This window comes from Streptomyces sparsogenes (assembly GCF_001704635.1).
Lineage (GTDB): Bacteria > Actinomycetota > Actinomycetes > Streptomycetales > Streptomycetaceae > Streptomyces > Streptomyces sparsogenes.
This window is the reverse complement of the sequence record NZ_MAXF01000015.1, coordinates 35,766-60,545: the sequence shown is the minus strand read 5'-3', so window position 1 is coordinate 60,545 and position 24,780 is coordinate 35,766. Positions and strand designations below refer to the sequence as shown.

Annotated in this window: 21 protein-coding genes and 1 tRNA gene; 11 read left to right on the top strand and 11 right to left on the bottom strand. The window is 70.6% G+C overall.

All coding sequences use genetic code 11. The features are described from left to right. Window position 1 precedes the first annotated feature (1 nt). The 3 genes from narH to narI are packed head-to-tail and all read left to right on the top strand — an operon-like array spanning window position 2 to window position 3,038. Window positions 2–1,654 carry a nitrate reductase subunit beta gene (narH, locus tag BBH68_RS02105; RefSeq protein WP_065958491.1) on the top strand — a complete coding sequence of 551 codons (1,653 nt, stop codon included), beginning with the start codon at window positions 2–4 and terminating at the stop codon, window positions 1,652–1,654. After that, window positions 1,651–2,286, top strand: a complete 636-nt coding sequence (narJ, locus tag BBH68_RS02100; protein WP_065958490.1) for a nitrate reductase molybdenum cofactor assembly chaperone — start codon at window positions 1,651–1,653, stop codon at window positions 2,284–2,286. The genes narH and narJ overlap by 4 nt, the downstream gene beginning before the upstream one ends. Next, window positions 2,283–3,038 (top strand): respiratory nitrate reductase subunit gamma, encoded by a 756-nt coding sequence (gene narI / locus BBH68_RS02095; protein ID WP_065958489.1) that lies wholly within the window; start codon window positions 2,283–2,285, stop codon window positions 3,036–3,038. The genes narJ and narI overlap by 4 nt, the downstream gene beginning before the upstream one ends. Here the strand turns inward: narI and BBH68_RS02090 are convergent. Continuing rightward, on the bottom strand, window positions 2,980–3,531 hold the full coding sequence (locus BBH68_RS02090; protein ID WP_065958488.1) for a MarR family winged helix-turn-helix transcriptional regulator: 552 nt from the start codon (window positions 3,529–3,531) through the stop codon (window positions 2,980–2,982). The two genes, narI and BBH68_RS02090, sit on opposite strands and share 59 nt — an antisense overlap. 452 nt (window positions 3,532–3,983) lie before the next feature. Between BBH68_RS02090 and BBH68_RS02085 the strand changes: the two genes are divergently transcribed. The 4 genes from BBH68_RS02085 (at window position 3,984) to pyk (ending at window position 8,251) form a co-directional block, all read left to right on the top strand. Then, window positions 3,984–5,438, top strand: coding sequence for a lysine N(6)-hydroxylase/L-ornithine N(5)-oxygenase family protein (locus tag BBH68_RS02085; RefSeq protein WP_065958487.1), 1,455 nt, complete (start codon window positions 3,984–3,986; stop codon window positions 5,436–5,438). Further along, a complete protein-coding gene (locus BBH68_RS02080) occupies window positions 5,438–5,893 on the top strand; it encodes an NUDIX domain-containing protein (protein WP_065958486.1) in 456 nt (151 codons plus the stop codon). The genes BBH68_RS02085 and BBH68_RS02080 overlap by 1 nt, the downstream gene beginning before the upstream one ends. 77 nt (window positions 5,894–5,970) lie before the next feature. Next, window positions 5,971–6,684 carry an SIMPL domain-containing protein gene (locus BBH68_RS02075; RefSeq protein ID WP_065958485.1) on the top strand — a complete coding sequence of 238 codons (714 nt, stop codon included), beginning with the start codon at window positions 5,971–5,973 and terminating at the stop codon, window positions 6,682–6,684. Between the two features lie 133 nt (window positions 6,685–6,817). Then, the gene (gene pyk / locus BBH68_RS02070; RefSeq protein WP_065958484.1) at window positions 6,818–8,251 is read left to right on the top strand and encodes a pyruvate kinase; all 1,434 of its coding nucleotides are present in this window, start codon (window positions 6,818–6,820) and stop codon (window positions 8,249–8,251) included. Window positions 8,252–8,298: 47 nt separating this feature from the next. Here pyk and BBH68_RS02065 read toward each other — a convergent pair whose 3' ends face one another. Further along, on the bottom strand, window positions 8,299–9,087 hold the full coding sequence (locus BBH68_RS02065) for a helix-turn-helix domain-containing protein (protein WP_065958483.1): 789 nt from the start codon (window positions 9,085–9,087) through the stop codon (window positions 8,299–8,301). An 86-nt stretch (window positions 9,088–9,173) separates the two neighbouring features. Further along, window positions 9,174–9,258, bottom strand: a tRNA-Leu gene (locus BBH68_RS02060). A 91-nt stretch (window positions 9,259–9,349) separates the two neighbouring features. Between BBH68_RS02060 and BBH68_RS02055 the strand changes: the two genes are divergently transcribed. Next, window positions 9,350–9,979, top strand: coding sequence for an ANTAR domain-containing response regulator (locus tag BBH68_RS02055; protein ID WP_065958482.1), 630 nt, complete (start codon window positions 9,350–9,352; stop codon window positions 9,977–9,979). Between the two features lie 96 nt (window positions 9,980–10,075). Here BBH68_RS02055 and BBH68_RS02050 read toward each other — a convergent pair whose 3' ends face one another. The 8 genes from BBH68_RS02050 to BBH68_RS02015 form a co-directional block, all read right to left on the bottom strand. Beyond that, entirely contained in the window at window positions 10,076–10,792 is a 717-nt protein-coding gene (locus tag BBH68_RS02050; RefSeq protein WP_065958481.1) for an ABC transporter ATP-binding protein, read from the bottom strand. Next, complete coding sequence (locus BBH68_RS02045; protein ID WP_065958480.1) at window positions 10,789–11,676, bottom strand: ABC transporter ATP-binding protein; 888 nt, start codon at window positions 11,674–11,676, stop codon at window positions 10,789–10,791. The genes BBH68_RS02050 and BBH68_RS02045 overlap by 4 nt, the downstream gene beginning before the upstream one ends. Window positions 11,677–11,681: 5 nt before the next feature. Further along, window positions 11,682–13,424 (bottom strand): branched-chain amino acid ABC transporter permease, encoded by a 1,743-nt coding sequence (locus tag BBH68_RS02040; RefSeq protein ID WP_065958479.1) that lies wholly within the window; start codon window positions 13,422–13,424, stop codon window positions 11,682–11,684. A 13-nt stretch (window positions 13,425–13,437) separates the two neighbouring features. Continuing rightward, entirely contained in the window at window positions 13,438–14,370 is a 933-nt protein-coding gene (locus BBH68_RS02035) for a branched-chain amino acid ABC transporter permease (protein WP_065958478.1), read from the bottom strand. A gap of 99 nt (window positions 14,371–14,469) precedes the next feature. Next, window positions 14,470–15,708 (bottom strand): branched-chain amino acid ABC transporter substrate-binding protein, encoded by a 1,239-nt coding sequence (locus tag BBH68_RS02030; protein WP_065958477.1) that lies wholly within the window; start codon window positions 15,706–15,708, stop codon window positions 14,470–14,472. Between the two features lie 442 nt (window positions 15,709–16,150). Next, complete coding sequence (locus tag BBH68_RS02025) at window positions 16,151–16,567, bottom strand: hypothetical protein (protein ID WP_065958498.1); 417 nt, start codon at window positions 16,565–16,567, stop codon at window positions 16,151–16,153. A gap of 146 nt (window positions 16,568–16,713) precedes the next feature. Beyond that, window positions 16,714–17,229, bottom strand: coding sequence for a hotdog fold thioesterase (locus BBH68_RS02020; protein ID WP_065958476.1), 516 nt, complete (start codon window positions 17,227–17,229; stop codon window positions 16,714–16,716). Window positions 17,230–17,308: 79 nt separating this feature from the next. Then, a complete protein-coding gene (locus BBH68_RS02015) occupies window positions 17,309–19,603 on the bottom strand; it encodes an FdhF/YdeP family oxidoreductase (protein ID WP_065958475.1) in 2,295 nt (764 codons plus the stop codon). 169 nt (window positions 19,604–19,772) lie between these two features. Here BBH68_RS02015 and polA point away from each other — a divergent pair, with 169 nt between their 5' ends. From polA to BBH68_RS40395, 3 genes are all read left to right on the top strand, one after another. Further along, window positions 19,773–22,511 carry a DNA polymerase I gene (gene polA, locus BBH68_RS02010; RefSeq protein WP_065958474.1) on the top strand — a complete coding sequence of 913 codons (2,739 nt, stop codon included), beginning with the start codon at window positions 19,773–19,775 and terminating at the stop codon, window positions 22,509–22,511. A gap of 165 nt (window positions 22,512–22,676) precedes the next feature. Further along, complete coding sequence (locus tag BBH68_RS02005) at window positions 22,677–24,482, top strand: lytic transglycosylase domain-containing protein (RefSeq protein WP_065958473.1); 1,806 nt, start codon at window positions 22,677–22,679, stop codon at window positions 24,480–24,482. Window positions 24,483–24,643: 161 nt separating this feature from the next. After that, entirely contained in the window at window positions 24,644–24,778 is a 135-nt protein-coding gene (locus BBH68_RS40395) for an SPW_0924 family protein (protein ID WP_104531196.1), read from the top strand. Window positions 24,779–24,780: the final 2 nt, after the last annotated feature.

Sequence of the window (24,780 nt, the reverse complement as noted above, 5' to 3'; positions counted from 1 at the left end):
CATGCCCCGCCGCCAGCAGACCGGGCCCCGGGTGATGGCCCAGGTCGCCATGGTCATGAACCTCGACAAGTGCATCGGCTGCCACACCTGCTCGGTCACCTGCAAACAGACCTGGACCAACCGCTCCGGCACCGAATACGTCTGGTTCAACAACGTCGAGACCCGCCCCGGCCAGGGCTACCCCCGCGGCTACGAGGACCAGGACAAGTGGCAGGGCGGCTGGCGACTCAAGGGCGGCCGCCTCGTGCCCCGCGCCGGCGGCCGCGCCCGCCGCCTCGCCCGCCTCTTCGCCAACCCCGAACTCCCCTCCCTCGACGACTACTACCAGCCCTGGACCTACGACTACGACAACCTCACCACCGCCCCCCTCGGCGAAGACCTGCCCACCGCCCCGCCCCGCTCCCTCATCGACGGCCGCCCCACCGCCATCACCTGGGGCCCCAACTGGGACGACGACCTCGGCGGCGGCCCCGAACACCTCGCCGGCGACCCCGTCCTCGCCAAGATGACCGAAAAGGTCCGCCTGGAGTACGAGCAGGCTTATCTGTTCTACCTGCCGCGGATCTGCGAACACTGCCTCAACCCGTCCTGCGTCGCCGTCTGCCCCTCCGGCGCCCTCTACAAACGGGTCGAGGACGGCATCGTCCTCGTCGACCAGGACCGCTGCCGCGGCTGGCGCATGTGCGTCAGCGGCTGCCCGTACAAGAAGGTCTACTTCAACCACCGCAGCGGCAAAGCCGAGAAGTGCACCTTCTGCTACCCGCGGATCGAAGCCGGAGAGCCCACCGTCTGCTCCGAGACCTGCGTCGGCCGGCTCCGCTACCTCGGCGTGCTCCTCTACGACCCCGACAAGGTCGGCGAAGCCGCCGCCGTCCCCGACGAGAAAGACCTCTACGAGGCGCAACTCCGCTGCTTCCTCGACCCCCACGACCCGGACGTGGCCCGCGCCGCCGAAGCCTCCGGCATCCCCCACGACTGGATCGAGGCCGCCCGCCGCTCCCCGGTCCACGCCCTCATCTCCCGCTACAAGGTCGCCCTCCCCCTGCACCCCGAATACCGCACCATGCCCATGGTCTGGTACATCCCCCCGCTCTCCCCCGTCGTGGACGCCCTCACCACCACCGGCCACGACGGCGAGGACCCCGCCAACCTCTTCGGCGCCATCGACGCCCTCCGCATCCCCGTCTCCTACCTCGCCGAACTCTTCACCGCCGGCGACCCGGAACCGGTCGAAGCCGCCCTGTGCCGACTGGCCGCCATGCGCTCCCACATGCGCCGGATCAACCTCGGCGAGGAACGCGACCCCGCCATCGCCCACGCCGTCGACATGGACCAGGACACCATCGAATCCATGTACCGCCTGCTGGCCCTCGCCAAATACGAGGAGCGGTACGTCATCCCCACCGGCTACGCCGCGGGCGCCGGCCACGAGGGGATGAACGACGGCTGCAGCCTCGACGGCGACGGACTGCCCGGCATGATGCCCGGCGCCCTCCCGGACACCGACGCCTTCCACGCCCCACCCGTGCCCACCCCCGCCGGAACCGGAAGCGGGGCCGGAACGGGGCTCGCCGGCCGGTTCAACCTGCTCAACTGGAACGGCCGAGGGCGCCCCAGCGGACTGTTCCCGCAGCGCGGAGAGGCCACCGAGTGAACCCCGCCACCCCCGCCGTACACCAGGCCGCGGCCCTCCTCCTCGGCTACCCCGACCAGCGGTGGCCCGACCGCCTGACCCTCGTCCGGGAAGCCTTCACCGAACTCACCGGCCCCGGCACCACACCACTCCTGCGCTTCTGCGCCGCCGTCCAGGACACCCCCGTCCTCGACCTCGCCGCCCGCTACGTCGTCACCTTCGACCGCAGCCGGCGACGCACCCTGCACCTCACCTACTACACCGACGGCGACACCCGGCGCCGCGGCGGCTCCCTCGCCGACTGGAAGGCCCGCTACCGCGCCCACGGCTGGGAACCCCCCGAGGACGAACTCCCCGACCACCTGCCCCTGGCACTCGAATTCGCCGCCCGCTGCCCCGGCCCCGGCACCGAGCTGCTGAACGAACACCGCCCCGCCATCGAACTCCTCAGAATGGCCCTCGCCGACCACCACAGCCCCTACGCCGACGTCCTGCTCGCCGTCTGCGACACCCTGCCGGGCGCCTCACCCGCCGACCGCGCCACCGCCCTCGCACTCGCCCGAAGCGGACCACCCGCCGAAGCCGTCGGCCTGGCCCCCTTCTCCGCCACCCCCCGGCACGCCGGCCACCTACCGGGAGGAACCGGCCGATGAACCACCTGAACATCGCCCTGTGGGGCGTGCTGCCCTACCTCGTCCTCGCCCTCTTCACCGCGGGCACCGCCTGGCGCTACCACTACGACCGCTTCGGCTTCACCACCCGCTCCAGCCAACTCCACGAAAGCCGCCTGCTGAGCATCGGCGGCCCGCTCTTCCACTTCGGACTGCTGTTCGTCGCCGCGGGCCACGTCGTCGGGCTCGTCGTCCCCGAATCACTCACCGAGCGACTGCACGTCACCGAAGGGCTCTACCACGCCAACGCCCTGCTCGTCGGCGGCACCGCCGGCCTCGCCACCGCCGCCGGCCTCGCCCTGCTGCTCTACCGGCGCCTCAAGGTCCCCGCCGTACGCGCCGCCACCAGCCGCAGCGACCGGGCCGTCTACCCCGTACTCGCCGCCGTCCTGCTGGCCGGACTCACCGCCACCGGCGCGAGCGCCCACGCCTACGACTACCGGCAGGGCGTGTCCGTCTGGTTCCGCAGCCTGTTCGCCCTCGACCCCGACGTCCCCGCCATGGCCCACGCGCCCCTCGTCTACCGGCTCCACGCCCTCCTCGGCATGGCGCTGTTCGCCCTCTGGCCCTTCAGCCGGCTCGTGCACGCCTTCACCGCACCCCTCGGCTACCTCGCCAGGCCCTACGTCGTCTACCGCTCCCGAACCCCCGCCCGCCCCTACCGCCACCCCGCCCTCACCGGGCCCGACGACGCGGACGCACCTCTCCGGAAGCGGCGGCGAGCACATCGCTGAACCGCGCCGGACCCGACCCCGACAGCCCGGCCCCCCGCAGGTCGGGCTCGTCGGCGACCGCGCCCAACGCCCGCAGCCCCCGCGCGAGCCCCGCCCGCTCGGCCGCGGGCAACCGCCCCACCAACACCGCGATCTCCCCCCGCCGGTACTCCAGAACCCGCGCCACCAACTCCGCGCCCCCGTCCGTCAACCGCAGCACCACCTCCCGGCGGCTGTCCGGATTGACCTGCCGATCCACCAGCCCCCGCGACTCCAGCCGGGCCACCGTCCGCAGCGCGGTGGACGGATTCACGCCCAACCCCGCCGCCAGCTCCGCCAACTTCACCGGCCCGCACCCGTCCAGCACCATCAGGGCCCGCAGCTGCGTCAGCGTCAGCGTCTCGTCGATCGACGCCAGCGCACGCGCCGAAATCGCCACCAGCAGCCGTGAGGCGGCCATCACCGAAGCGATCAGCTCCTCGGCCAGGCCACCGTCCTCCGGCTGCTCATCCATGCCCGCCCCCGCCCACTCGTCCCACCGGTCCCGGGCATCCTAGGCGCGCCCCCCGGATCACGCCGGGCTCCCGACGCCTGCCACGCCCGACCCGACACGGGCCCCGGCGGCCGAAAACCTGCCCCCCGAACAGGGGCGCGCGGCCCCCACCGTACGCCCCTCACCCCGCCCACCATTACCACGTACGAGTGGACCCACGCCCACCCCCCACCGAACCGCCCTCCCGCGAAGTACTTTTAAGCCGTCCTCACCCGTGAGCCGCCCTCACTCCTGAGCCGTCATCGCCGTGCCGCCACGCGCGAAAAGCCGTGGCCCGGACCCTGGCACAGACCATGGCCCGGACAGCCCCGGGACCCCGCCTCCACCCCCGCACACCCACCCCCCGGCACACCCACCCCGCACACCCAGCCCAGCGCCCCCGGACGCCGGTCGAACCGTCGAAGGCAGCCCCCATGAGCACCACCCAGCCCCCCACCCCCGCCGCCGCCCCACCCGACCACCCCCTGGACCTCGCCGGCATCGGCATCGGCCCACTCAACCTCTCCCTGGCCGCCCTCGCCCACCGCATCCCCCACCTCCGCACCGCCTTCTACGAACAGCGCCCCACCTTCCACTGGCACCCCGGGCTCCTCATCGACGGCGCCACCATCCAAGTCCCCTACCTCGCCGACCTCGTCACCCTCGCCGACCCCACCAGCCCCTGGAGCTTCCTCAACTACCTCAAAATCCACGACCGGCTCTTCCCCTTCTACATCGCCGAGCGCTTCCACATCGAACGAACCGAATACGACGCCTACTGCCGCTGGGTCAGCCGCCAACTCCCCGGCCTCCACTTCAACCACCAGATCGACGCCATCCGCTGGAACCACGACCACCTGCTCTTCGAGATCGACTACACCGAACTCGACCCCACCGGCGAAGCCCGGCACATGGGCCGCAGCTACGCCCGCGCCCTCGTCCTCGGCGTCGGCACCGAACCCCACGTCCCCCCACCCCTGTGCCCCCTCGTCGACACCCCCGGCGTACCCGTCATCCACTCCGCCGACTACCTCCAACACCGCGACCGGCTCCTGACCGCGGGCCACATCACCGTCGTCGGCTCCGGCCAGTCCGGCGCCGAAGTCTTCCTCGACCTCCTCCGCAACCGGCCCCCGGGCGCCGAAGGACTCCACTGGCTCACCCGCACCCCCGCCTTCGCCCCCATGGAATACAGCAAACTCGGCCTCGAACACTTCACCCCCGACTACGCCCGCTACTTCCACGCCCTGCCCGAGTGCGTACGCGACCAACTCCTGCCCCGCCAATGGCAGCTCTACAAGGGCATCGCCCACGACACCATGACGGCCATCCACGACGAGCTCTACCGCCGCACCCGACACGGCCGCTGGCCCGACGCCGTCCTCACCCCCGGCGTCACCGTCCGCACCGCCGGCCGCATCGCCACCGCCCGCCTCGAACTCCACCTCGAACACCACCAACAAGGCACCCGCAGCCGCCACACCACCGAAGCCGTCGTCCTCGCCACCGGCTACCGCGAACGACGCATCGAGACCCTCATCGCCGCCCTCGACCCCTACATCCGCCGCGACCACCGCGAACGCCCCCGCATCGACGAACACCACCGCATCGTCCTCGACCCCCTCGTCAAGGGCCCCATCTACGTCCAGAACGCCGAACGCCACGCCCACGGCGTCGGCGCCCCCGACCTCGGCCTCGCCGCCTGGCGCTCCGCCGTCATCCTCAACTCACTCACCCCCCGGCCCACCTACACCCTCCCCGCACGCACCGCCTTCACCACCTTCGGCCTGACCCCCACCACCCCCGGTGGCCCCACCACCCCCGGCGGCCACCTCCCCGAGCAGCGCGACAGCTTTCGATCACCCGACACCCAGGCCATGCTTGGGTGATGGCCAACAGACAACTCAGAGTCGCCGCATACGCCGTCTGCATCCAGGACGGCAACATCCTCCTCGCCCGATGGGTCGGCCCCGACGGCAAACAATGGACCATGCCCGGCGGCGGCATCCAACACGGCGAAGACCCCTACGACGCCGCCATCCGCGAAGTCGAAGAGGAAACCGGCTACACCGTCGAGATAGACCAACTGCTGGGCATCGACTCCGTCCACCACCGCTACACCCGCCGCCGCGGCCGCGACGCCGACTTCCACGGGCTCCGCGTCATCTACACCGCCCACGTCACCGGCGGACAGCTGCGCCACGAGACCAACGGCTCCACCGACCAGGCCGCCTGGATCCCACTCGACCGCGTCGCGGAACTGCCCCGGGTCCCCCTCGTGGACATCGCCCTCTCCCTGCACCGGACCCGCCCCGCGCAAGGCCGCGTCCAGACGCCCGCCTGACGAGCGTCCTCCCCACCCCCTACGCTCTCCTGCCACCACCACCGACGCCACCACCCACCGACCCAGGAGCCCACCCCATGGACCAGGCCTCCCCGCAGCCCACGACCGCCCTGCCCTACGGCACCCCCGAAGCCCCGCGCGTCGCGGTCCGCGGCGAGGCCCACCTCGAATTCGACCCCGAGATCGCCCGCCTCGGCATCACCGTCAGCGCGCGCGGCAGCGACCGCCGCACCGCCCTCGAAGACCTCACCCGCCGCAACGGCCAGGTCATCGAGCTGGTGAAGTCCTACGGACAGGCGGTCGAGAAGCTGGAGACCGGCGCCTTCGCCATCACCCCGCAACTCACCGCCAAGGGCCGCCACGAGCGCGTCCACGCCTACCACGGCCGGGTCCACCTCTCCGTCACCATCGCCGACTTCACCGCCCTCGGCGAACTCACCACCCGCCTCGCCGACCTGGAACTCACCCAGGTCAACGGCCCCTGGTGGGCCCTCCGCCCCGACTCACCCGCCCACGGCGAGGCGCGCCGCCAGGCCGTACGCGAAGCCGTCCAGCGCGCCCGCGAGTACGCGGGCGCGCTCGGCGCCCGGCTCGTCGCCCTCGTCGAGCTCGCCGACCTCGACGCGGAGAGCACCGAGCAGCCCTACCCGGTCGCCCTCGCCGGGGCGCGCAGCGCGGCCGGCTACGGCGCCGCCCCCCAAGCCGCCCCCGCCCTGGACCTCGAACCCCAGCGCCAGACCGTGTACGCCCAGGTCAACGCCCGCTTTACGATGTCCCCTCCGCAGCTGTGAAACCGCCCGGAAACCGCTCATCGGAGCACCGCCCTGCACGTTTCATTAGTTGTCGACGAGCGGACACCCAAAGGCCATGGAGGAGTGGCAGGTTCCCGGTTCTTTACCCGCCGGTAAGTCATAGGCTCGCCGCATGCGCCGAGCAAAAATCGTCTGTACTTTGGGACCCGCAACCGACTCGTACGAGCAGATCAAGGCGCTCGTCGAAGCCGGAATGGACGTGGCCCGCTTCAACCTCAGCCACGGCACCTACGCCGAGCACGAGGAGCGTTACCGGCGAGTCCGGAAGGCCTCGCTCGAAACCGGTCGCAGCGTCGGCATCCTCGCCGACCTTCAAGGCCCGAAGATTCGTCTCGGCCGCTTCCGCGAAGGCCCCGTACTCCTTGAACGCGGCGACGAGTTCACCATCACCGTCGAACCCATCGAGGGCGACCGCCTGCGCTGCGGCACCACCTACAAGGGCCTGGCCACCGACGTCAGCCGGGGCGAGCGCATCCTCGTCGACGACGGCCGGGTCACCCTTGAAGTAGTGGACGTCGAAGGCCCCCGCGTGCACACCATGGTCATCGAGGGCGGCATGGTCTCCGACCACAAGGGCCTCAACCTCCCCGGAGTCGCCGTCTCCGTCCCGGCACTCTCCGACAAGGACATCGAGGACCTCCGCTGGGCGCTGCGCACCGGCGCCGACATCATCGCCCTCTCCTTCGTCCGCAACGGCAAGGACGTCGTGGACGTGCACCGCGTCATGCGGGAGGAGGGCGTCCGGCTCCCCGTCATCGCCAAGATCGAGAAGCCGCAGGCGGTCCAGGACCTGGAAGGGATCGTCGACGCCTTCGACGGGATCATGGTCGCGCGCGGCGACCTCGGCGTCGAGATGCCGCTGGAGCAGGTGCCGCTGGTCCAGAAGCGCGCGATCAAGCTCGCCAAGCGGAACGCGAAGCCGGTCATCGTCGCGACCCAGATGCTCGACTCCATGATCGAGAACTCCCGTCCCACCCGCGCCGAGGCCTCCGACGTCGCCAACGCGGTCATCGACGGCACGGACGCGGTGATGCTCTCCGGCGAGACCAGCGTCGGCAAGTACCCGATCGAGACGGTCAAGACCATGGGCCGCATCGTCGCGGCGGCCGAAGAGGACATCCTCGCCAAGGGCCTCCCCCCGCTCACGGAGCGCAACAAGCCCCGCACCCAGGGCGGCGCGGTCGCCCGCGCCGCCGCCGAGATGGGCGACTTCCTCGGCGCGAAGTTCCTCGTCGCCTTCACCCAGAGCGGCGACACCGTCCGCCGCCTCTCCCGCTACCGCTCACCCATCCCCCTCCTCGCCTTCACCCCCGAGCCCTCCACCCGCTCCCAGCTCAACCTCACCTGGGGCGTGGAGACCTTCCTCGGCCCCATGGTCGACTCCACGGACGAGATGGTGGCCCAGGTCGACGAGGAACTCCTCCGCATCGGCCGCTGCCGCAAGGGCGACCTCGTCATCATCACCGCCGGCTCCCCGCCCGGCGTCTCGGGCTCCACGAACCTGGTGCGCGTGCACCGCATCGGCGAGGGCGGCGACTTGCGGTAGCGGTTCTGGCCCTGGTCCGGGCCGGAGTGCGGAGCGGTGCGGGGGGCTCAGTACTTCGGCCCGATGTGGGCGTCCATGAGGGCGACGGAGGCGCGCTTGGCGACGGATATGTTGAACGGATCGCTTCCTCGGGCGAGGGTGGACCACTCGACGCCCACCTTCGTGAGGGTGTCGGTGCACAGCTTGCGGATGTCGTCGGACTTGTTGGCGAAGAAGTACCGGGGATATTCGTAGCGCTTCGATTCCCCGGCGACCTTCCGCACAGTCCAGTTGATGATGCGGCAACCATCGGAGTGGAACAGCCCGCGTAGGAATTCCCATGGCTGCCTGTCCACGATGCGCTGCTGCCATGGTTCGAGGGTGATGCGTCGCTCGTGCTTCTTGCCCGCGCCGTGCTGAGGAAAGACGCACCAGAGGTGCTTGGAGTAGACCTTGACGTTATGGCAGCCGGGCCTGCGTACTCGGCAGACCGAGTTGTCCGGGAAGACCGCCTGCATCGCTTCATGGCACGCGTCCATGATCCCCGGCCAGGCATCGCCACAACTGATCATGAGGCTGGGGGCGCGGTGTGCGGAGTATTGGATGATGTGCCCGTCGCCCAGATACAAGCCGAGCAGATAGGCGTAGGCGGCTTCGTCGAGCCGGCGGCCGTCGCAGCGGGGACACGGCCGAGGGGATCTTCCTGGGAGCGCACCTTGCTTCGCGCGATCGAGATGGAGCCAGTAACCGACAGTCCCCGTTGGTACACCGAGACGCCGGGCGACGTCCGCGTTCTTGACCCCGGAGCGGAGCAAAGCGATTGCCTTCTGCCGCACCTCAGTGCTGTGCGTATGCATGCACTAACTCTTTGGCACAAGAGTTCGGTCTCGAGGTTGAACGGCTAAGGTTCACGAGAATGTGCACGTCCGCTTTGACTGCTCGGTGCCCGGTGTGGGATTCGAACCCACACGCCCCAAAGGGCACGGCGGTTTGAGCGCCGCGTGTCTCGCCTGTTCCACCAACCGGGCTGGTTGCGCTCGCTCAGCGTACCCTGTGCGGCTCACTGCTCGCCGCTAGGTAGGCTCAAGAGAGCAGGACCTGCCATGACCGAGGAGCCACGTGAGCACCACCGACGCCCCCGACGCGCAGTCGCACGTCCCCCCGCACACCACCCGCGTGGTCATCGCCGAGGACGAGGCGCTCATCCGCCTCGATCTCAAGGAGATGCTCGAGGAGGAGGGGTACTCCGTCGTCGGCGAGGCGGGCGATGGGGAGACGGCCGTCGCGCTCGCTCAGGAGCACCGCCCCGACCTGGTGATTCTCGATGTGAAGATGCCGGTCCTCGACGGCATCTCCGCCGCCGAGCGGATCGCGGCCGACCGTATCGCCCCGGTCCTGATGCTCACCGCCTTCTCGCAGCGCGAGCTCGTCGAGCGGGCGCGGGACGCGGGGGCGATGGCGTATCTCGTGAAGCCGTTCAGCAAGAGCGACGTGGTCCCGGCCATCGAGATGGCCGTCTCCCGGTTCACGGAGCTGAAGACGCTGGAGAAGGAGATCGCCGACCTCGCCCAGCGGCTGGAGACCCGCAAGCTCGTCGACCGCGCGAAGAGCATTCTGCAGACGCAGTACGGGCTGACCGAGCCCGCCGCGTTCCGCTGGATCCAGAAGACCTCGATGGATCGCCGGATGTCCATGCAGCAGGTGGCCGAGGCGGTCATCGAGGACGCCGAGGAGAAGAAGCAGCAGTAGTGCCCGAGTCGGAGATGGGGTGAGGGCCTGCCCGTACCGTCGCGGTGCGGGCAGGCCCTCGGTGCGCGGGTGCGCGGGGGCGGGGCGGGGGGGGTGTCAGTCCTCGCCGAGGTAGGCCTTTCGCACGGACTCGTCGTGCAGCAGTTCCGCGCCCGTGCCGGACAGCACGATGTTGCCGATCTCCATCACATGGCCCTGGTCGGCCAGGGAGAGGGCGGCCTGGGCGTTCTGTTCCACGAGCAGGATCGTGGTGCCCTGGGCCTTCAGTTCGGCGATCGTCTGCATGATCTTCTGCATCATGATCGGCGAGAGGCCCATGGAGGGCTCGTCGAGCATGAGCAGTTTGGGGCGGGACATCAGGGCGCGGCCCATGGCGAGCATCTGCTGTTCGCCGCCGGAGAGGGTGCCCGCGGCCTGGGCGCGGCGCTCGCCGAGGATGGGGAAGAGGTCGTAGGCCTTCTGGATGTCCTGGGCGATGCCGGCGGCGTCCTTGCGCAGGAAGGCGCCGAGTTGGAGGTTCTCGGCGATGGTCAGGCGCGGGAAGATGTGCCGGCCCTCGGGGGAGTGGGCGAGGCCGAGGGCGACGATCTTGTGGGCGGGGATGCCGTTCAGGGGCTTGCCGTCGAAGCGGATGGAGCCGCCGAGCGGTTGCAGCAGGCCGGAGAGGGTGCGCAGGGTGGTGGTCTTGCCCGCGCCGTTGGTGCCGATGAGGGTGACGACCTGGCCGGCCTCGACGGTGAAGGAGATGCCTTTGACGGCCTCGATCTTGCCGTAGGCGACGCGCAGGTCCTCGACCTCGAGCAGTGCGGTCACTGTCCGTCCTCCGTACGTGCTGTGGTGCTCTTGGGGGCCCCGCTCGGCCTGGTGCCCTGCTGTGCCTCGGCGGCCTCGACTTCGGCGGCCTCCTCCTGGCCGGGCGCGCCTTCGAAGGGGGTGCCGATGTAGGCGGCGATGACGCGCTCGTCGCTCTGGACGACGTCGGGGGTGCCCTCGATGAGTTTCTGGCCTTGGACGAGCACGGCGACGCGGTCGCAGAGGTTGAAGATGAAGCGCATGTCGTGCTCGATGACGAGGACGGCGGTGCCCTGGTCGCGGATGGCGAAGACGAGTTCTTCGGTGGCGCGGGTCTCCTGGGGGTTCATGCCGGCGGTGGGCTCGTCGAGGAGGAGCAGGCCGGGGTCGCTGGCGAGGGCGCGGGCGATTTCCAGCTTGCGCTGTTCGCCGTAGGGGAGGTTGCGGGAGAGGTGGTCGGCCTTGTGGGCGAGCCCGGTGAACTCGAGCAGTTCCATGGCGCGTTCCTTGGAGGCGGCTTCGGCGCGTTTGAAGCCGGGGCCGCGCAGGAGGGCGGACCACAGGCCCTCTTTGGTGCGGGTGTGGCGGCCGACGAGGACGTTTTCCAGGACGGTCATGTTGGCGAAGAGCCGGATGTTCTGGAAGGTGCGGGCGACGCCGGCCTGGGTGACGAGGTGGGGCTTGGGCGGCAGGACGGTGCCTTTGTAGGAGACGCTGCCCTCGGTGGGGACGTACAGCCCGGTGAGGCAGTTGAAGAAGGTGGTCTTGCCGGCGCCGTTGGGGCCGATGAGGCCGACGATCTCGCCGGAGTTGACGGTGAGGTCGACGGAGCGTACGGCGGTCAGTCCGCCGAAGCGCATGGTGACGCCGTTGGCGTTGAGCACGGGAGAGGTGGTGGTCGTCATCTCTGTTACGCCTCCGCCTTGGTCACGCCGACGGCGTTGCCGGAGAGCTGGGGCTGGTCGGGGACGTCGAGCTGGCCGGTCTCGTGGTACTCGAGCTGCTGACGCCGGTTGGGGATGATCCCTTCGGGGCGGAAGCGCATCAGGAGGATGAGCGCGATGCCGAAGGCGAGGAGCTGGTAGTCCTGGAGGAACTCCAGCTTCTTGGGGATCAGGAACAGGAGCGTGGCGCCGAGGAGCGGGCCGCCGATGGTCCCCATGCCGCCGAGGATGACGGCGGCGAGCAAGAAGGTGGAGTTGGGGGGTACGGGTCCGGCGAAGACGTACTGCTCGGGCACGACGGTGGACTGGACATGCGCCCAGACGGTGCCGGCCACGCCGGCGAGGGTGGCGCCGAGGGCGAAGGCGATGAGCTTGACGCGGAAGCCGTTGATGCCCATGGCGGTGGCGGCGGTCTCGTCCTCGCGGATGGCGACCCAGGCCCGGCCGATGCGGGAGTTGCCGGCGCGGCTGAAGACCAGCACGACGACGATCGTCACCAGCAGCATCAGCAGGAAGTAGTTGGCGTTGGTGTCGAGCGTGTGGCCGAGGACGGTGTGGTCTTCCCCGAAGTTGAAGCCGAAGATCTCCAGCGGCGGGATGTTGGGGATGCCGTTGGGGCCGTTGGTGACGGATGGGCCGGAGGTGCCGTCCAGGTTGAGGACGGCGATGCGGAAGATCTCTCCGAAGCCGAGGGTCACGATGGCGAGGTAGTCGCCGCGTAGCCGCAGGGTGGGTGCGCCGATGAGGACGCCGAAGATCAGGGAGACGACGGCGCCCGCGATGACCGCCGCCCAGAAGGGGAGGTGGATGTCGAGGGTGGAGGATCCGGCTCCGGAGACCAGGGCGGCGGTGTAGGCGCCGACGCCGAGGAAGGCGACGTAGCCGAGGTCGAGGAGGCCGGCCAGGCCGACGACGATGTTGAGGCCCAGGGCGACGGTGGCGAAGACGAGGATGTTGACGCCGAGTTCGGTGTAGCTGGCCTTGTTCTGGGTGAACGGGAAGGCCACGGCGGTCACCAGGGCCGCGATGAGGGTGACGGAACGATACTTCGCGGTGAGCGCGCTCAGGCGGGTGACCACCCCGGCCTTGAAGAGGGCGGCGGCGGCGAACCCGGTGGCGATCAGGTAGCCGAGGAACGGCTCGGGGTCGTCCGCGTCGGTCTGGATGCCGTAGTTGACGACGTAGAGCCCGATCGCGAAGACGGCGGCGATGATGAGGATCTCGGCCCAGGACGGCAGCTTTGCCGGGCGCTTGAGCGGGCGGGCGTCGTTCGGGAGCAGGAAGGCCGCGACGGCGGGGATCAGGCCGGCGATGGCGGCGACCCAGGCGCCGGGTTCCCAGTTGGCCAGGCCGCCGAGGTCGACGGCGATGGCGATGACGGTGAACCAGGTGGTGGCGAAGGTGCCCAGGGCCATGAGCCGCAGGGCCTGGGTGGAGCCGGCGGGGGTGAGCCAGCCGAGCCCGCGCACGTCCATGGCGGAGAGCGCGAAGAGGGTGGTGAGCAGGCCCAGCACCAGGGTGAGGAGCTGGAGGCCGCCGGGGTAGCCGTTGAAGGTGAGGTCGCCGGGGAACTCGGAGGTCCAGGTCCAGGCGAGGAAGGTGGAGGCGACGGAGGCGAGGCCGCCGGCGGCGGTGATCGCGCGCAGCATGGTGGGGCGCCCGCCGGTGGGGGCGTTCTCGCCCGTGGTCTTGCTGGTGTCGGTGGTCATGTGTGGTCCCTCCTCACGCCCGGTCCGCGACGCGTTCGCCGAGCAGGCCCTGTGGCCTGACCAGCAGGACGACGATGAGCAGGGTGAAGGCCCAGACGTCCTTCCAGGCGCCACCGCCGAGCTGTTCCATGCCCGGGATGTCCTGGATGTACTTGATGGCCAGGGCTTCGACGATGCCGAGGACGACTCCGCCGAGCATGGCGCCGTAGATGTTGCCGATGCCGCCGAGCACGGCGGCGGTGAAGGCCTTGAGGCCGGCGATGAAGCCCATCTCGAAGCTGATCTGTCCGTACTTCAGCCCGTGTGCGAGCGCGGCGACGGCGGCGAAGGCGCCGCCGATGGCGAAGGCCATCACGATGATGCGGTCGGTGTTGATGCCCATCAGCTTGGCGGTGTCCGGGTCCTGCGCGGTGGCCTGCATGGCGCGTCCGGCACGGCTCTTGGAGACGAACAGGCCCAGGGCGAGCATGCACAGGGGGGCGGCTATGAGGAGGAAGACATCGCCGCGCTGGATGTGCAGATTGCTGAGGATCTCCAGGGACTTGCCCTCGAACTGGGGGAAGCTGCGCGGCTGGTCGGCATCCGGGTAGAAGGCCCAGACGGCCTGCTGGAGCGCGATGGACAGGCCGATCGCGGTGATCAGGGGCGCGAGCCTGGGTCCTCCGCGCAGTGGCCGGTACGCGAAGCGCTCGGCGGCCGTGGCGATGCCCACCGAGGCGATGACGCCGCCGACGAGCATGAGGGGCAGGGCCAGGGAGAGCGCGGTGCCGCTGGGCAGCCAGAGGTAGATGGTGAGGGCGCCGAAGCCCCCGACCATGAAGATCTCGCCGTGGGCGAAGTTGATGAGCTGGACGATGCCGTAGACCATGGTGTACCCGATGGCGATCAGGCCGTAGAGGGCGCCAAGGGTCAGGCCGTTGACCAGCGTTTGCGGCAGTTCGTGCACCGCAGGGCCTCCGATGAGCGTGTCGGATATGACACCGCGCGGGGGCGCTGTTGCGCCTCCGCGCGGCTGGGGGTCGATGGGCGGGGCGGTCCCGCGGGGTCAGTCCTTGAAGGTCCTGCTGACCGCGTCCTTCCAGACCCCCTTGGTGACCTTGTAGACGGTGAGCTGCTTGTTGGTGGTGTCGCCGTACTCGTCGAAGGAGACCTTGCCGGTCACGCCGTCGAAGGAGACCTTGGCCAGGGCCTCGGTGATCTTGGCGCGGGCGTCGTCGGGCAGCTTGCCGTCGTTGTCCTGGACCACGGCCTTGACGGCCTGGACGATCGCCCAGCCGGCGTCGTAGGAGTAGCCGCCGTAGGCCGCGTAGGGGTCCTTGTAGCCCTGGGCCGAGTACTCCTTGACGAAGTTCTTGGCGGAGGGCAGCTTCTCGACGGGGTAGCCGACGGAGGTGGCCAGGTCACCGTCGTTGCTGGTGCCGGAGGCCTTGATGAAGGCGGGGTCGTAGATTCCGTCGCCGCCCATGATCGGGACGTCGGCCCCGGCCTGCTTGACCTGGTCGGACAGGAGGCCGCCCTCGGGGTACTGGCCGCCGAAGTAGACGGAGTCGGCGCCGGAGGACTTGACCTTGCCGGCGATGCCGGAGAAGTCGGTCTCCTTGACGGTCAGGTGGTCGGTGCCGACGACCTTGCCGCCCAGGCGCTCGAACTCCTGGGAGAAGATCTTGGCGAGGCCGGCGCCGTAGGTCTGCTTGTCGTCGACGACGAAGACCTTCCGCTTCTTGGCGTCCTTGTAGTAGTACTGCGCGGCGAAGCGGCCCTGGATGACGTCGGTGGTGGCGGTGCGGAAGTAGGTCTTGAAGGGGCGGACCTTCTTGCCCGAAGCCCAGTCGGGGCCCTGGCTGAGTTCCGGGTTGGTGTTGGCGGGGGATATCTGCGCCAGGTCGGCCTTGGCGAACACGCCCTGCATGGACTGGGAGACGCCGGAGTTCAGCGGGCCGACCATGGCGACGATCTCGTCGTCGTCGACCATCGAGGTGGCGTTCTGCTTCCCGGAGGACGGGACGGCCTGGTCGTCAAAGGCCTTGATCTTGAAGGTGACCCCGGGCACCTCGTTGTTCTTGTTGGCCACCTTGGTGGCGAGGTCGACCGAGTTCTTGATGCCCTGGCCGAGGGCGGACAGTGAGCCGGTCAGCGGGGCGTCGACACCGATGACGACGGTGGTCTTCTTGTTGTTGTCGCCGCCGCTGTCACTGTCGCTCTTGTCGCGCGATCCACAGGCGCTGAGGGTGAGTGCTCCCGCAGTGACCGCGGTCGTGATGATGAGCAAGGAACGGTGTCGCACGAGGAATCCTTTCCCTGGCCGGCCCCCTCTTCCGGGCGCCGAGTCCTCGCCGGAGGTCCTGGAACGGCCGTGTGGGTGTTCGGTGAACACCCGAAGGTGTGGTGACTGGCTGTGACTCTAAGCGCGGGGCGGAGCGTGGGGCAGAGGTCCAGGCCATGATGTGACTGTCTTGTTATGACACAGGTCACCCAGGCCCGTCCGTGTAGCGGAACCTAAGGGATTAATCGGGCGTATCGCTTTAATTCATAAGGTCCGGATACTGAGAATCTGCAGTTCCGCTAAGTAGTGCGGCGAGTTGGCGGCGCATGTGTGGACTGACGTGCGATCATGTACACAGAAAGATCACCAAGACGGGTCTTGAGAAAAGTCAAGACCCTGTTTCGCATTGCGTGAATGTTACAGACGGTTACGATCGCCGGTCCTGTCGCCGGTCATGCCGGGGTCATGCCGGGGGGCGCCAGTTCTCCGAGCTGCGGGTCGCGCCGTGCTCGGCCGTACAGCGCCGCCGGGTCTCCTGCCTGACCAGCTTCCGGGCGGCGCCGGCGCCGTGCCGCTTCCGCTCCGCGCGGGCGGCGCGCACGACGTCGTCGTAGATCTCGTACTGCTGGTTGGACAGCCCCTTCTGCTCCCAGTCGAGCCCGGCCCATCTGCTGTCCGCCAGGTCCTGCCCGGCCCAGTACGAGATGAGGTCGTAGCACAGCTCGACGGCCGAAGTCGTGGGCGGCGTGGGGGAGTTGGGTGCGGGGCGGGGGCCCGGGCCGCCGCACGCGCTCACCGCCGCGGCGAGTATCAGCGCGAGGACGCCGACGACGCCGGGGCGGATCAGGGCGCGGGTCCGCGCGCGGGTCGATGCCCCCATGGGGAAACGGTAGAGCCCGCCCGGGCGGGCGGGCAACGGCCGTGCGCGGGGGGCTCGTTCGGGTGGAGGGGGTGTTCTCGGTGGCGCCGTGGCGCCACGGGGGAGGCCGGGCGGCCCGGCGGCGGGGCCGGGCCGCCCGCCGGGCGTCAGCTCGCCGGGCCGTCCTCCGTGTCGCCCGCTCGGGTGACATGGGTCAGCGCCTGGTCGACGTCGACCTCGCGCAGCAGGCAGGTCAGCCGGGCCGTGCACACGCGCCGGTCCTGCTCGTCGGTGATGACGATCTCGTACGTGGCGGTGGAGCGGCCCCGGTGGACGGGCGTGGCGACGCCGGTGACCAGTCCGGACCGGACCCCGCGGTGGTGGGTGCAGTTGAGGTCGACGCCGACGGCGATCTTGGAGCTGCCGCCGTGCAGCATCGAGCCGACCGAGCCGAGGGTTTCGGCCAGGACCGCCGAGGCGCCGCCGTGCAGCAGCCCGTACGGCTGGGTGTTGCCCTCGACGGGCATCGTGCCCACCACGCGCTCGGCGGAGGCCTCGATGATCTGCACGCCCATGCGGGTGCCGAGGTGTCCGGCGGAGAACAGCGCGGGGAGGTCGACGCCGAGCGCCGCGTATTCGTCGATGACCTCTTGCGGAAACTTCACGCCGGTCTGCTCGCCCATGGGGTCCTGCTCCAATCGTCCGTGTGTCCTGCCGTCGTCCTGGTGGCGGCCGGCCCCTGCCGGCCGGCTGAGCAAACGCTCAGGCGGGGTCGCTCGGTTCCAGGCGGACCACCACCGACTTGCTGGCCGGGGTGTTGCTGGTGTCCGCGGTGGCGTCCAGCGGGACCAGGACGTTGGTCTCCGGGTAGTAGGAGGCCGCGCAGCCGCGCGCGGTGGGGTAGTGGACGACCCGGAACCCGGGGGCGCGGCGCTCGCTGCCGTCCGTCCATTCGCTGATCAGGTCGGCGTACGAGCCGTCGGCGAGGCCGAGTTCGCGCGCGTCCTCGGGGTGCACCAGCACCACGCGCCGGCCGTTCTTGATGCCGCGGTAGCGGTCGTCCAGGCCGTAGATGGTGGTGTTGTACTGGTCGTGGGAGCGGAGGGTCTGCAGCAGCAGACGGCCCTCGGGCGCCGTCGGGTACTCGACGGGCGCGGCCGTGAAGTTGGCCTTGCCGGTGGCGGTGGGGAAGCTGCGCGAGTCGCGCGGGGCGTGCGGCAGCGCGAAGCCGCCGGGCCTGCTCACCCTGGTGTTGAAGTCCTCGAAGCCGGGGATCACGGCCGCGATGCGGTCGCGGATCGTGCCGTAGTCCTTCTCGAACTCCTCCCAGGGGGTGCGGCTCTCCGGGCCCAGCACGCGCCGGGCCAGCCGGCAGACGATGGCGGGCTCGGAGAGCAGGCCGGGGCTCGCGGGCTCCAGGCGCCCGCGGGAGGCGTGCACCATGCCCATGGAGTCCTCGACGGTGACGAACTGCTCGCCGCCGCCCCGCACATCGCGCTCGGTGCGGCCGAGCGTGGGCAGGATGAGGGCCCGCGCGCCGGTGACCGCGTGGGACCGGTTCAGCTTGGTGGACACATGGACGGTGAGACGGGCGCGGCGCATCGCGGCCTCGGTCACCTCGGTGTCGGGGGAGGCGGCGACGAAGTTGCCGCCCATGGCGAAGAAGACCTTGGCCTGCCCGTCGCGCAGCGCCCGGATGGCGCGTACGACGTCGAGGCCGTGCTCGCGCGGCGGGGCGAAGCCGAACTCGCGCTCCAGGGCGTCCAGGAACTCCGGGGCGGGGCGCTCGAAGATGCCCATCGTGCGGTCGCCCTGCACATTGCTGTGCCCGCGCACCGGGCAGACACCGGCGCCGGGCCGGCCCACATTGCCGCGCAGCAGCAGGAAGTTGACGACTTCCCGGATGGTGGGCACGGAGTGCTTGTGCTGGGTCAGGCCCATGGCCCAGCAGACGATGGTGCGCCGGGAGGCGAGGACCATGCGCAGCGCCTGGTCGATCTCGGCCCGGGTGAGGCCGGTGGCGCGCAGGGTCTCGTCCCAGTCGGCGGCGCGGGCGGCGGCGGCGAACTCCTCGAAGCCGTGGGTGTGCTCGCGCACGAACTCCTCGTCGACCGCGCCGGGGGTGGTGTCGGCGGCTTCGAGGATCAGCCGGTTCAGGGCGCGGAAGAGGGCCTGGTCGCCGCCCAGCCGTATCTGGAGGAACAGGTCGGTGAGCGCGGTGCCGCCGCCCACCAGGCCGCGGGCGGTCTGGGGGTTCTTGAACCGCTCCAGGCCGGCTTCGGGCAGCGGGTTGATGCTGATGATCTTCGCGCCGCCGGCCTTGGCCCGCTCCAGGGCGGAGAGCATCCGCGGGTGGTTGGTGCCCGGGTTCTGGCCGGCCACGATGATCAGATCGGCCTTGTGGAGGTCGTCGAGCAGGACGCTGCCCTTGCCGACGCCGAGGGTCTCGGTGAGTGCCGAGCCGGAGGACTCGTGGCACATGTTCGAGCAGTCGGGCAGGTTGTTGGTGCCGAATTCGCGGGCGAAGAGCTGGTAGAGGAAGGCGGCCTCGTTGCTGGTGCGCCCGGAGGTGTAGAAGACGGCCTCGTCCGGGCCGGCGAGGGCGTGCAGTTCCTCGGCGATGATGTCGAAGGCGCGCTCCCAGGTCACCGGCTCGTAGGACGCGGCGCCCTCGGGCAGGTACATCGGGTGGGTGAGGCGTCCCTGCTGGCCGAGCCAGTAGCCGCTGCGGCCGGCGAGGTCGGCGACGGGGTGGGCGGCGAAGAACTCGGGGGCGACCCGGCGCAGCGTCGCCTCCTCGGCGACGGCCTTGGCGCCGTTCTCGCAGAACTCGGCCTTGTGGCGCTTGTCCGGCTCGGGCCAGGCGCAGCCCGGGCAGTCGAAGCCGTTCTTCTGGTTGACCTTGAGGAGGGTGAGCGCCGTGCGGCGCACGCCCATCTGGCGCTGGGCGATGCGCAGCGTGTGGCCGATGGCGGGCAGCCCGGCGGCGGCGTGCTGCGGGGCGGCGACCTCGGGTGCGTCCTGCACCGGGTCGCCTGCGGGCGGCTTGGCTGCCATGTCGCTCTCCCTCTCCCGTGGGCCGGGTCCTTTGTGCTCGGTGTGGCGTGTGCTCGAGTGTGGCGTGTGCTCGGGTGTGACGTGTACGGACCGATCCTTTCATGACGCACGCGGTTCGTGGGCGGGAGGCGGGAGGGCGTTGTCGGTGGGGCGTGGCAGGATCGGGGGCGTGGCAGAGAAAGCATCGAAGAAGACCGCAGCGCCCGCGTCCGCCGACCGTGCGGGAGACCGCCCCCGGCTCCTCCTGCTGGATGGGCATTCCCTGGCATACCGGGCATTCTTCGCGCTGCCGGCGGAGAACTTCAACACCACCACCGGCCAGACCACCAACGCGATCTACGGCTTCACGTCGATGCTGGCCAACACGCTCCGTGACGAGCGGCCCACGCATCTGGCGGTGGCGTTCGACGTCTCGCGCAAGACCTGGCGCTCCGAGGAGTTCACCGAGTACAAGGCGAACCGCTCCAAGGCGCCCGACGAGTTCAAGGGCCAGGTCGAGCTGATCGGCGAGCTGCTCGACGCGATGAACATCACCCGCTTCGCGATCGAGGGCTTCGAGGCCGACGACATCATCGCCACCCTCGCCACCCAGGCCGAGGCCGAGGGCTTCGAGGTGCTGATCGTCACCGGCGACCGGGACTCGTTCCAGCTGGTCAGCGACCATGTCACGGTCCTCTACCCGACCAAGGGCGTCTCCGAGCTGACGCGCTTCACCCCCGCCAAGGTCGAGGAGAAGTACGGCCTCACCCCCCGCCAGTACCCGGACTTCGCCGCGCTGCGCGGCGACCCGTCCGACAACCTCCCGGGCATCCCGGGGGTGGGGGAGAAGACCGCGGCGAAGTGGATCAACCAGTTCGGCTCCTTCGCCGAGCTGGTGGAGCGCGTCGACGAGGTCAAGGGCAAGGTCGGCGACAAGCTCCGCGACCACCTGGAGGCCGTCAAGCTCAACCGCCGGCTGACCGAGCTGGTGCGGGACGTCGAGCTGCCGGTCGGCCCCGACGGCCTCAAGCGCCTTCCGTACGACCGGCAGGCGCTCTCCGTGATCCTTGACGCGCTGGAGTTCCGCCACCAGAACTTCCGGGACCGCGTCCTGGCCGCCGACCCCGGCGCCGCCGAGGAGGAGCCCGCGGCCGCGAGCCCCGGCGTGGAGGTGGACGGCTCGGTGCTCGACTCGGGCGACCTCGGCCCGTGGCTGGAGCGGCACGGCGCGGAGCCGCTCGGCCTCGCCACCGTCGACACCCTGGCGCTGGGCAGTGGCAGCGTCAGCCAGATCGCCCTGGCCACCGCCTCGGGCCCGGCCGGCTGCTTCGACCCCTCGGCGCTGGACGAGGCCGACGAGCGGGCGTTCGCCGCCTGGATCGCCGATCCCGGCCGGCCGAAGGTGATGCACGACGCCAAGCGCGTCATGCGGGTCTTCGCCGAGCACGGCTGGACCGTGGCCGGGGTCACCATGGACACCGCGCTCGCCGCCTACCTGGTCAAGCCGGGCCGCCGCTCCTTCGCGCTGGACACCCTGTCCGTGGAGTACCTGGGCCGTGAGCTGTCCCCGGCCGCCGCCGCGGACAGCGGGCAGCTCGCCTTCGGCACCGACGAGCAGGCCGAGCAGGACGCGCTCATGGTCCAGGCCCGGACGATCCTGGACCTCGGCGCGGCCTTCGGCGAGCGGCTCGCCGAGGTCGGCGCGGTCGAGCTGCTCCGCGATGTCGAGCTGCCGACCTCCGCCCTCCTGGCCCGCATGGAGCAGGCGGGCATCGCGGCGGACCGGGCCTGGCTCGACCGCATGGAGCAGCAGTTCGCCGGGGCCGTGCAGCAGGCCGTCAAGGAGGCCCACGCCGCGGTGGGCCACGAGTTCAACCTCGGCTCGCCCAAGCAGCTGCAGGAGGTGTTCTTCGGCGAGCTCGGCCTGCCCAAGACCAAGAAGACCAAGACCGGCTACACGACGGACGCGGACGCGCTGGCCTGGCTGGCCACCCAGACCGACCACGAACTCCCGGTGATCATGCTGCGCCACCGCGAGCAGGCCCGGCTCCGCTCCACCGTCGAGGGCCTGATCAAGACCATCGCCCCCGGTGGCCGCATCCACACCACCTTCAACCAGACCGTGGCGGCGACCGGGCGGCTCTCGTCCACCGACCCCAACCTGCAGAACATCCCGGTGCGCACCGACGAGGGCCGGGCCATCCGGCGCGGCTTCGTCGTCGGCGAGGGCTTCGAGTCGCTGCTGACCGCCGACTACAGCCAGATCGAGCTGCGCGTCATGGCCCATCTGTCCGAGGACGAGGGCCTGATCGAGGCGTTCACCTCCGGCGAGGACCTGCACACCACGGTCGCCTCCCAGGTGTTCGGCGTGGACAAGTCCGCGGTGGACCCGGAGATGCGCCGCAAGATCAAGGCGATGTCCTACGGGCTGGCGTACGGCCTGTCGGCGTTCGGCCTCTCCCAGCAGCTGGGCATCACCCCGGACGAGGCCCGCAAGCTGATGGACACCTTCTTCGAGCGGTTCGGCGGGGTGCGCGACTACCTCCAGCGGGTCGTCGACGAGGCCCGCGCCACCGGCTACACCGAGACCATGCTCGGCCGCCGCCGCTACCTCCCCGACCTCAACAGCGACAACCGCCAGCGCCGCGAGATGGCCGAGCGCATGGCGCTCAACGCGCCGATCCAGGGCACCGCCGCCGACATTGTGAAGATCGCGATGCTGCGGGTGGACGAGGCGTTGACGCGAGAGGAACTGTCGTCGCGGATGCTGCTCCAGGTCCACGACGAAATCGTGCTGGAGGTCGCCCCCGGCGAGCGCGAGCGGGTGGAGGCCCTGGTGCGCCGGGAAATGGCCGGGGCCTTCCAACTCCGGGCCCCGCTGGACGTGTCCGTCGGCTCCGGCGCGGACTGGGAATCCGCGGCGCATTAGGACCCGGCCGACGGGGCACGAGGACTCGCGCAGGGCCGGTGGGGCCGCCTCGGGGGATGGCACGGGCGGTACGTACCGGTAGCTGCGGAGCGGCAAGTTGCCGTAATGTCACCAGGGTTGACGCTCCGGGGGGAGCGTGCAGTGCTCGACGGGAGGGGCAATCGCATGGCACCGCACATCGGCCGACGACTGCGCAAGGGGGCGGCCACGACGGCGGTGGCGGCGGTCGTGATGGCCGCCCTCACCGCCTCGCAGGCCCCCGGGTTCGCCGGTACGGCCCCGGACCGGCACCACGACAGCGCGGGCGAGACGCCGACCCCGCCCACCGAGGCCCCGATCGACGGCGGCTCCTCGTACCACACGGACCTGCCGCCGCTGCGGAAGCCCGGCAAGCCCGGCGCCTCCATCGACCTGCCGGGGCTGCCGGACGGCGTGGCCACCGCCGAGGCGGGCATACCCGCGACCGTGCTCGACGCGTACAAGAAGGCCGAGGCGGCCCTCAAGGAGTCCAAGCCCGGCTGCAACCTCCCCTGGCAGCTGCTCGCCGCGATCGGCAAGGTCGAGTCCGGCCAGGCGCGCGGCGGCCGGGTCGACGCCGAGGGCACCACCTACTCGCCCATCCTGGGCCCGGTGCTCAACGGCAACGGCTTCGCCAGGATCACGGACACCGACGGCGGCGCGTACGACGGGGACACCACCCACGACCGAGCCGTCGGCCCCATGCAGTTCATCCCCTCCACCTGGGCCACCTGGGGCAGGGACGGCAACGGCGACGGGGAGAGGAACCCCAACAACATCTACGACGCCGCGCTCGCCGCCGGCGCGTATCTGTGCGCCAACGGCCGCGATCTGTCGGTCAAGGCCCACCTGGACCAGGCGATCCTCGGCTACAACCACTCGCAGGAGTATCTGGCCACGGTCCTGTCCTGGTTCGAGTACTACAAGAAGGGCACCCACGCCGTGCCCGACGGCACCGGTGTGCTGCCCGACCCGGACAAGGCCGGCAGCGGGAAGGACGGCGGCAAGGGCGATAAGGGAGATAAGGGCGGCAAGGGCGGCAAGGGGGACAAGGGCAAGGACCACAGCGGCTCGGGGAGCCCCACCCCGCTCCCGGACCCGACCCCGGGCGGCGGCGACAACTCCACGTCCGAGCCCCCCACGCCCGGCTCCGACGACCCCGGGACGCCCACCCCCGGGACGCCCACGCCCGAGCCCCCGACGCCGGGGACCCCCGCCCCCACCCCGTCCGCGGTCGCCAAGCTCAAGACCGTCGGCACCACCGAGCTGACGGCCACGGCGGGCACCGAATTCGCCGTCAAGCCCCGGGTCCGCGCCGAGACCACCGACGGCAAGCCGGTCCCGGGCGTGCTCGTGCGGTACGAGATCCGCGGCGAGACCGACGCCCGCTTCCCGGGCGGCGCGACCCGCGTCACCGCCATCACCGGCAGCGACGGCACCGCCACCGCCCCGGCGCTGCGCGCGGGCGAGACCACCGGCTCCTTCACCGTCCGGGCCACGGTCGTGGGCCGCGGCGTGGACGCCGCCGAGTTCCCCGCCACCGTCAAGGCCCGCCCCGTGCCGCAGGCCGACGCGCTGGTCCGCACCGACGACAAGGTCCTCAAGGCCGAGGCCGGCGGCTCCTTCGCCGACACGGTCGCGGTCAAGGCGACGTACAAGGGCAAGGCCGCGGCCGGGGTGGCCGCGACCGCCACCATGATCACCTCAGACTCGGCGAAGGCGGACAAGCCCACTCAGAACGACAAGGGCCCCTACTTCAAGGACGCCAAGGGTCAGCCGATCCGCACCCTCACCGCCCTGAAGACGGACGCCAACGGGCAGCTGATCCTGCCCAAGATCTACACCGATGACCAGACGGGCACCTTCCTGCTCCGCCTCACCATCGCCGGCGGCGCGACCCTGACCATCGAGCTGACCGTCACCCAGCCCGCGGCCCAGGAGGCCGCCGGGTAATCACCGGCCGAGGCCACCACGCACCGCCCCTGTCGCCCCACCCGGCGCAGGGGCGGTGCGCGTGTGCGCCCAGGTGTTCTCATCTTCGCCGCCCGTTGCTACGGTGCCCCGACCCTGACGAACCGTCAGACATGCGACCGCAGCAACCGAAAGGCCGACACATGCGCGCCCTCGCCGCCGCCGCGATCGGACTGGCCGCCGCATTCGCCCTCGTCCTGACAGTGACGGCCCTCGGCGCCCCCGGCGGGAAGACCTCCCCGAAGCCCCTGCTCACCACCGTCCCCGAGCACCCCTGAGC

Excerpts from the sequence above, each read along its gene's own strand:
- narH (WP_065958491.1), top strand. The coding sequence starts at position 2 with ATGCCCCGCCGCCAGCAGACCGGGCCCCGGGTGATGGCCCAGGTCGCC.
- narI (WP_065958489.1), top strand. The coding sequence starts at position 2,283 with ATGAACCACCTGAACATCGCCCTGTGGGGCGTGCTGCCCTACCTCGTC.
- BBH68_RS02090 (WP_065958488.1), bottom strand. The coding sequence starts at position 3,531 with ATGGATGAGCAGCCGGAGGACGGTGGCCTGGCCGAGGAGCTGATCGCT.
- BBH68_RS02085 (WP_065958487.1), top strand. The coding sequence starts at position 3,984 with ATGAGCACCACCCAGCCCCCCACCCCCGCCGCCGCCCCACCCGACCAC.
- BBH68_RS02080 (WP_065958486.1), top strand. The coding sequence starts at position 5,438 with ATGGCCAACAGACAACTCAGAGTCGCCGCATACGCCGTCTGCATCCAG.
- BBH68_RS02075 (WP_065958485.1), top strand. The coding sequence starts at position 5,971 with ATGGACCAGGCCTCCCCGCAGCCCACGACCGCCCTGCCCTACGGCACC.
- pyk (WP_065958484.1), top strand. The coding sequence starts at position 6,818 with ATGCGCCGAGCAAAAATCGTCTGTACTTTGGGACCCGCAACCGACTCG.
- BBH68_RS02065 (WP_065958483.1), bottom strand. The coding sequence starts at position 9,087 with ATGCATACGCACAGCACTGAGGTGCGGCAGAAGGCAATCGCTTTGCTC.
- BBH68_RS02045 (WP_065958480.1), bottom strand. The coding sequence starts at position 11,676 with ATGACGACCACCACCTCTCCCGTGCTCAACGCCAACGGCGTCACCATG.
- BBH68_RS02040 (WP_065958479.1), bottom strand. The coding sequence starts at position 13,424 with ATGACCACCGACACCAGCAAGACCACGGGCGAGAACGCCCCCACCGGC.
- BBH68_RS02025 (WP_065958498.1), bottom strand. The coding sequence starts at position 16,567 with ATGGGGGCATCGACCCGCGCGCGGACCCGCGCCCTGATCCGCCCCGGC.
- BBH68_RS02020 (WP_065958476.1), bottom strand. The coding sequence starts at position 17,229 with ATGGGCGAGCAGACCGGCGTGAAGTTTCCGCAAGAGGTCATCGACGAA.
- BBH68_RS02015 (WP_065958475.1), bottom strand. The coding sequence starts at position 19,603 with ATGGCAGCCAAGCCGCCCGCAGGCGACCCGGTGCAGGACGCACCCGAG.
- BBH68_RS02005 (WP_065958473.1), top strand. The coding sequence starts at position 22,677 with ATGGCACCGCACATCGGCCGACGACTGCGCAAGGGGGCGGCCACGACG.
- BBH68_RS40395 (WP_104531196.1), top strand. The coding sequence starts at position 24,644 with ATGCGCGCCCTCGCCGCCGCCGCGATCGGACTGGCCGCCGCATTCGCC.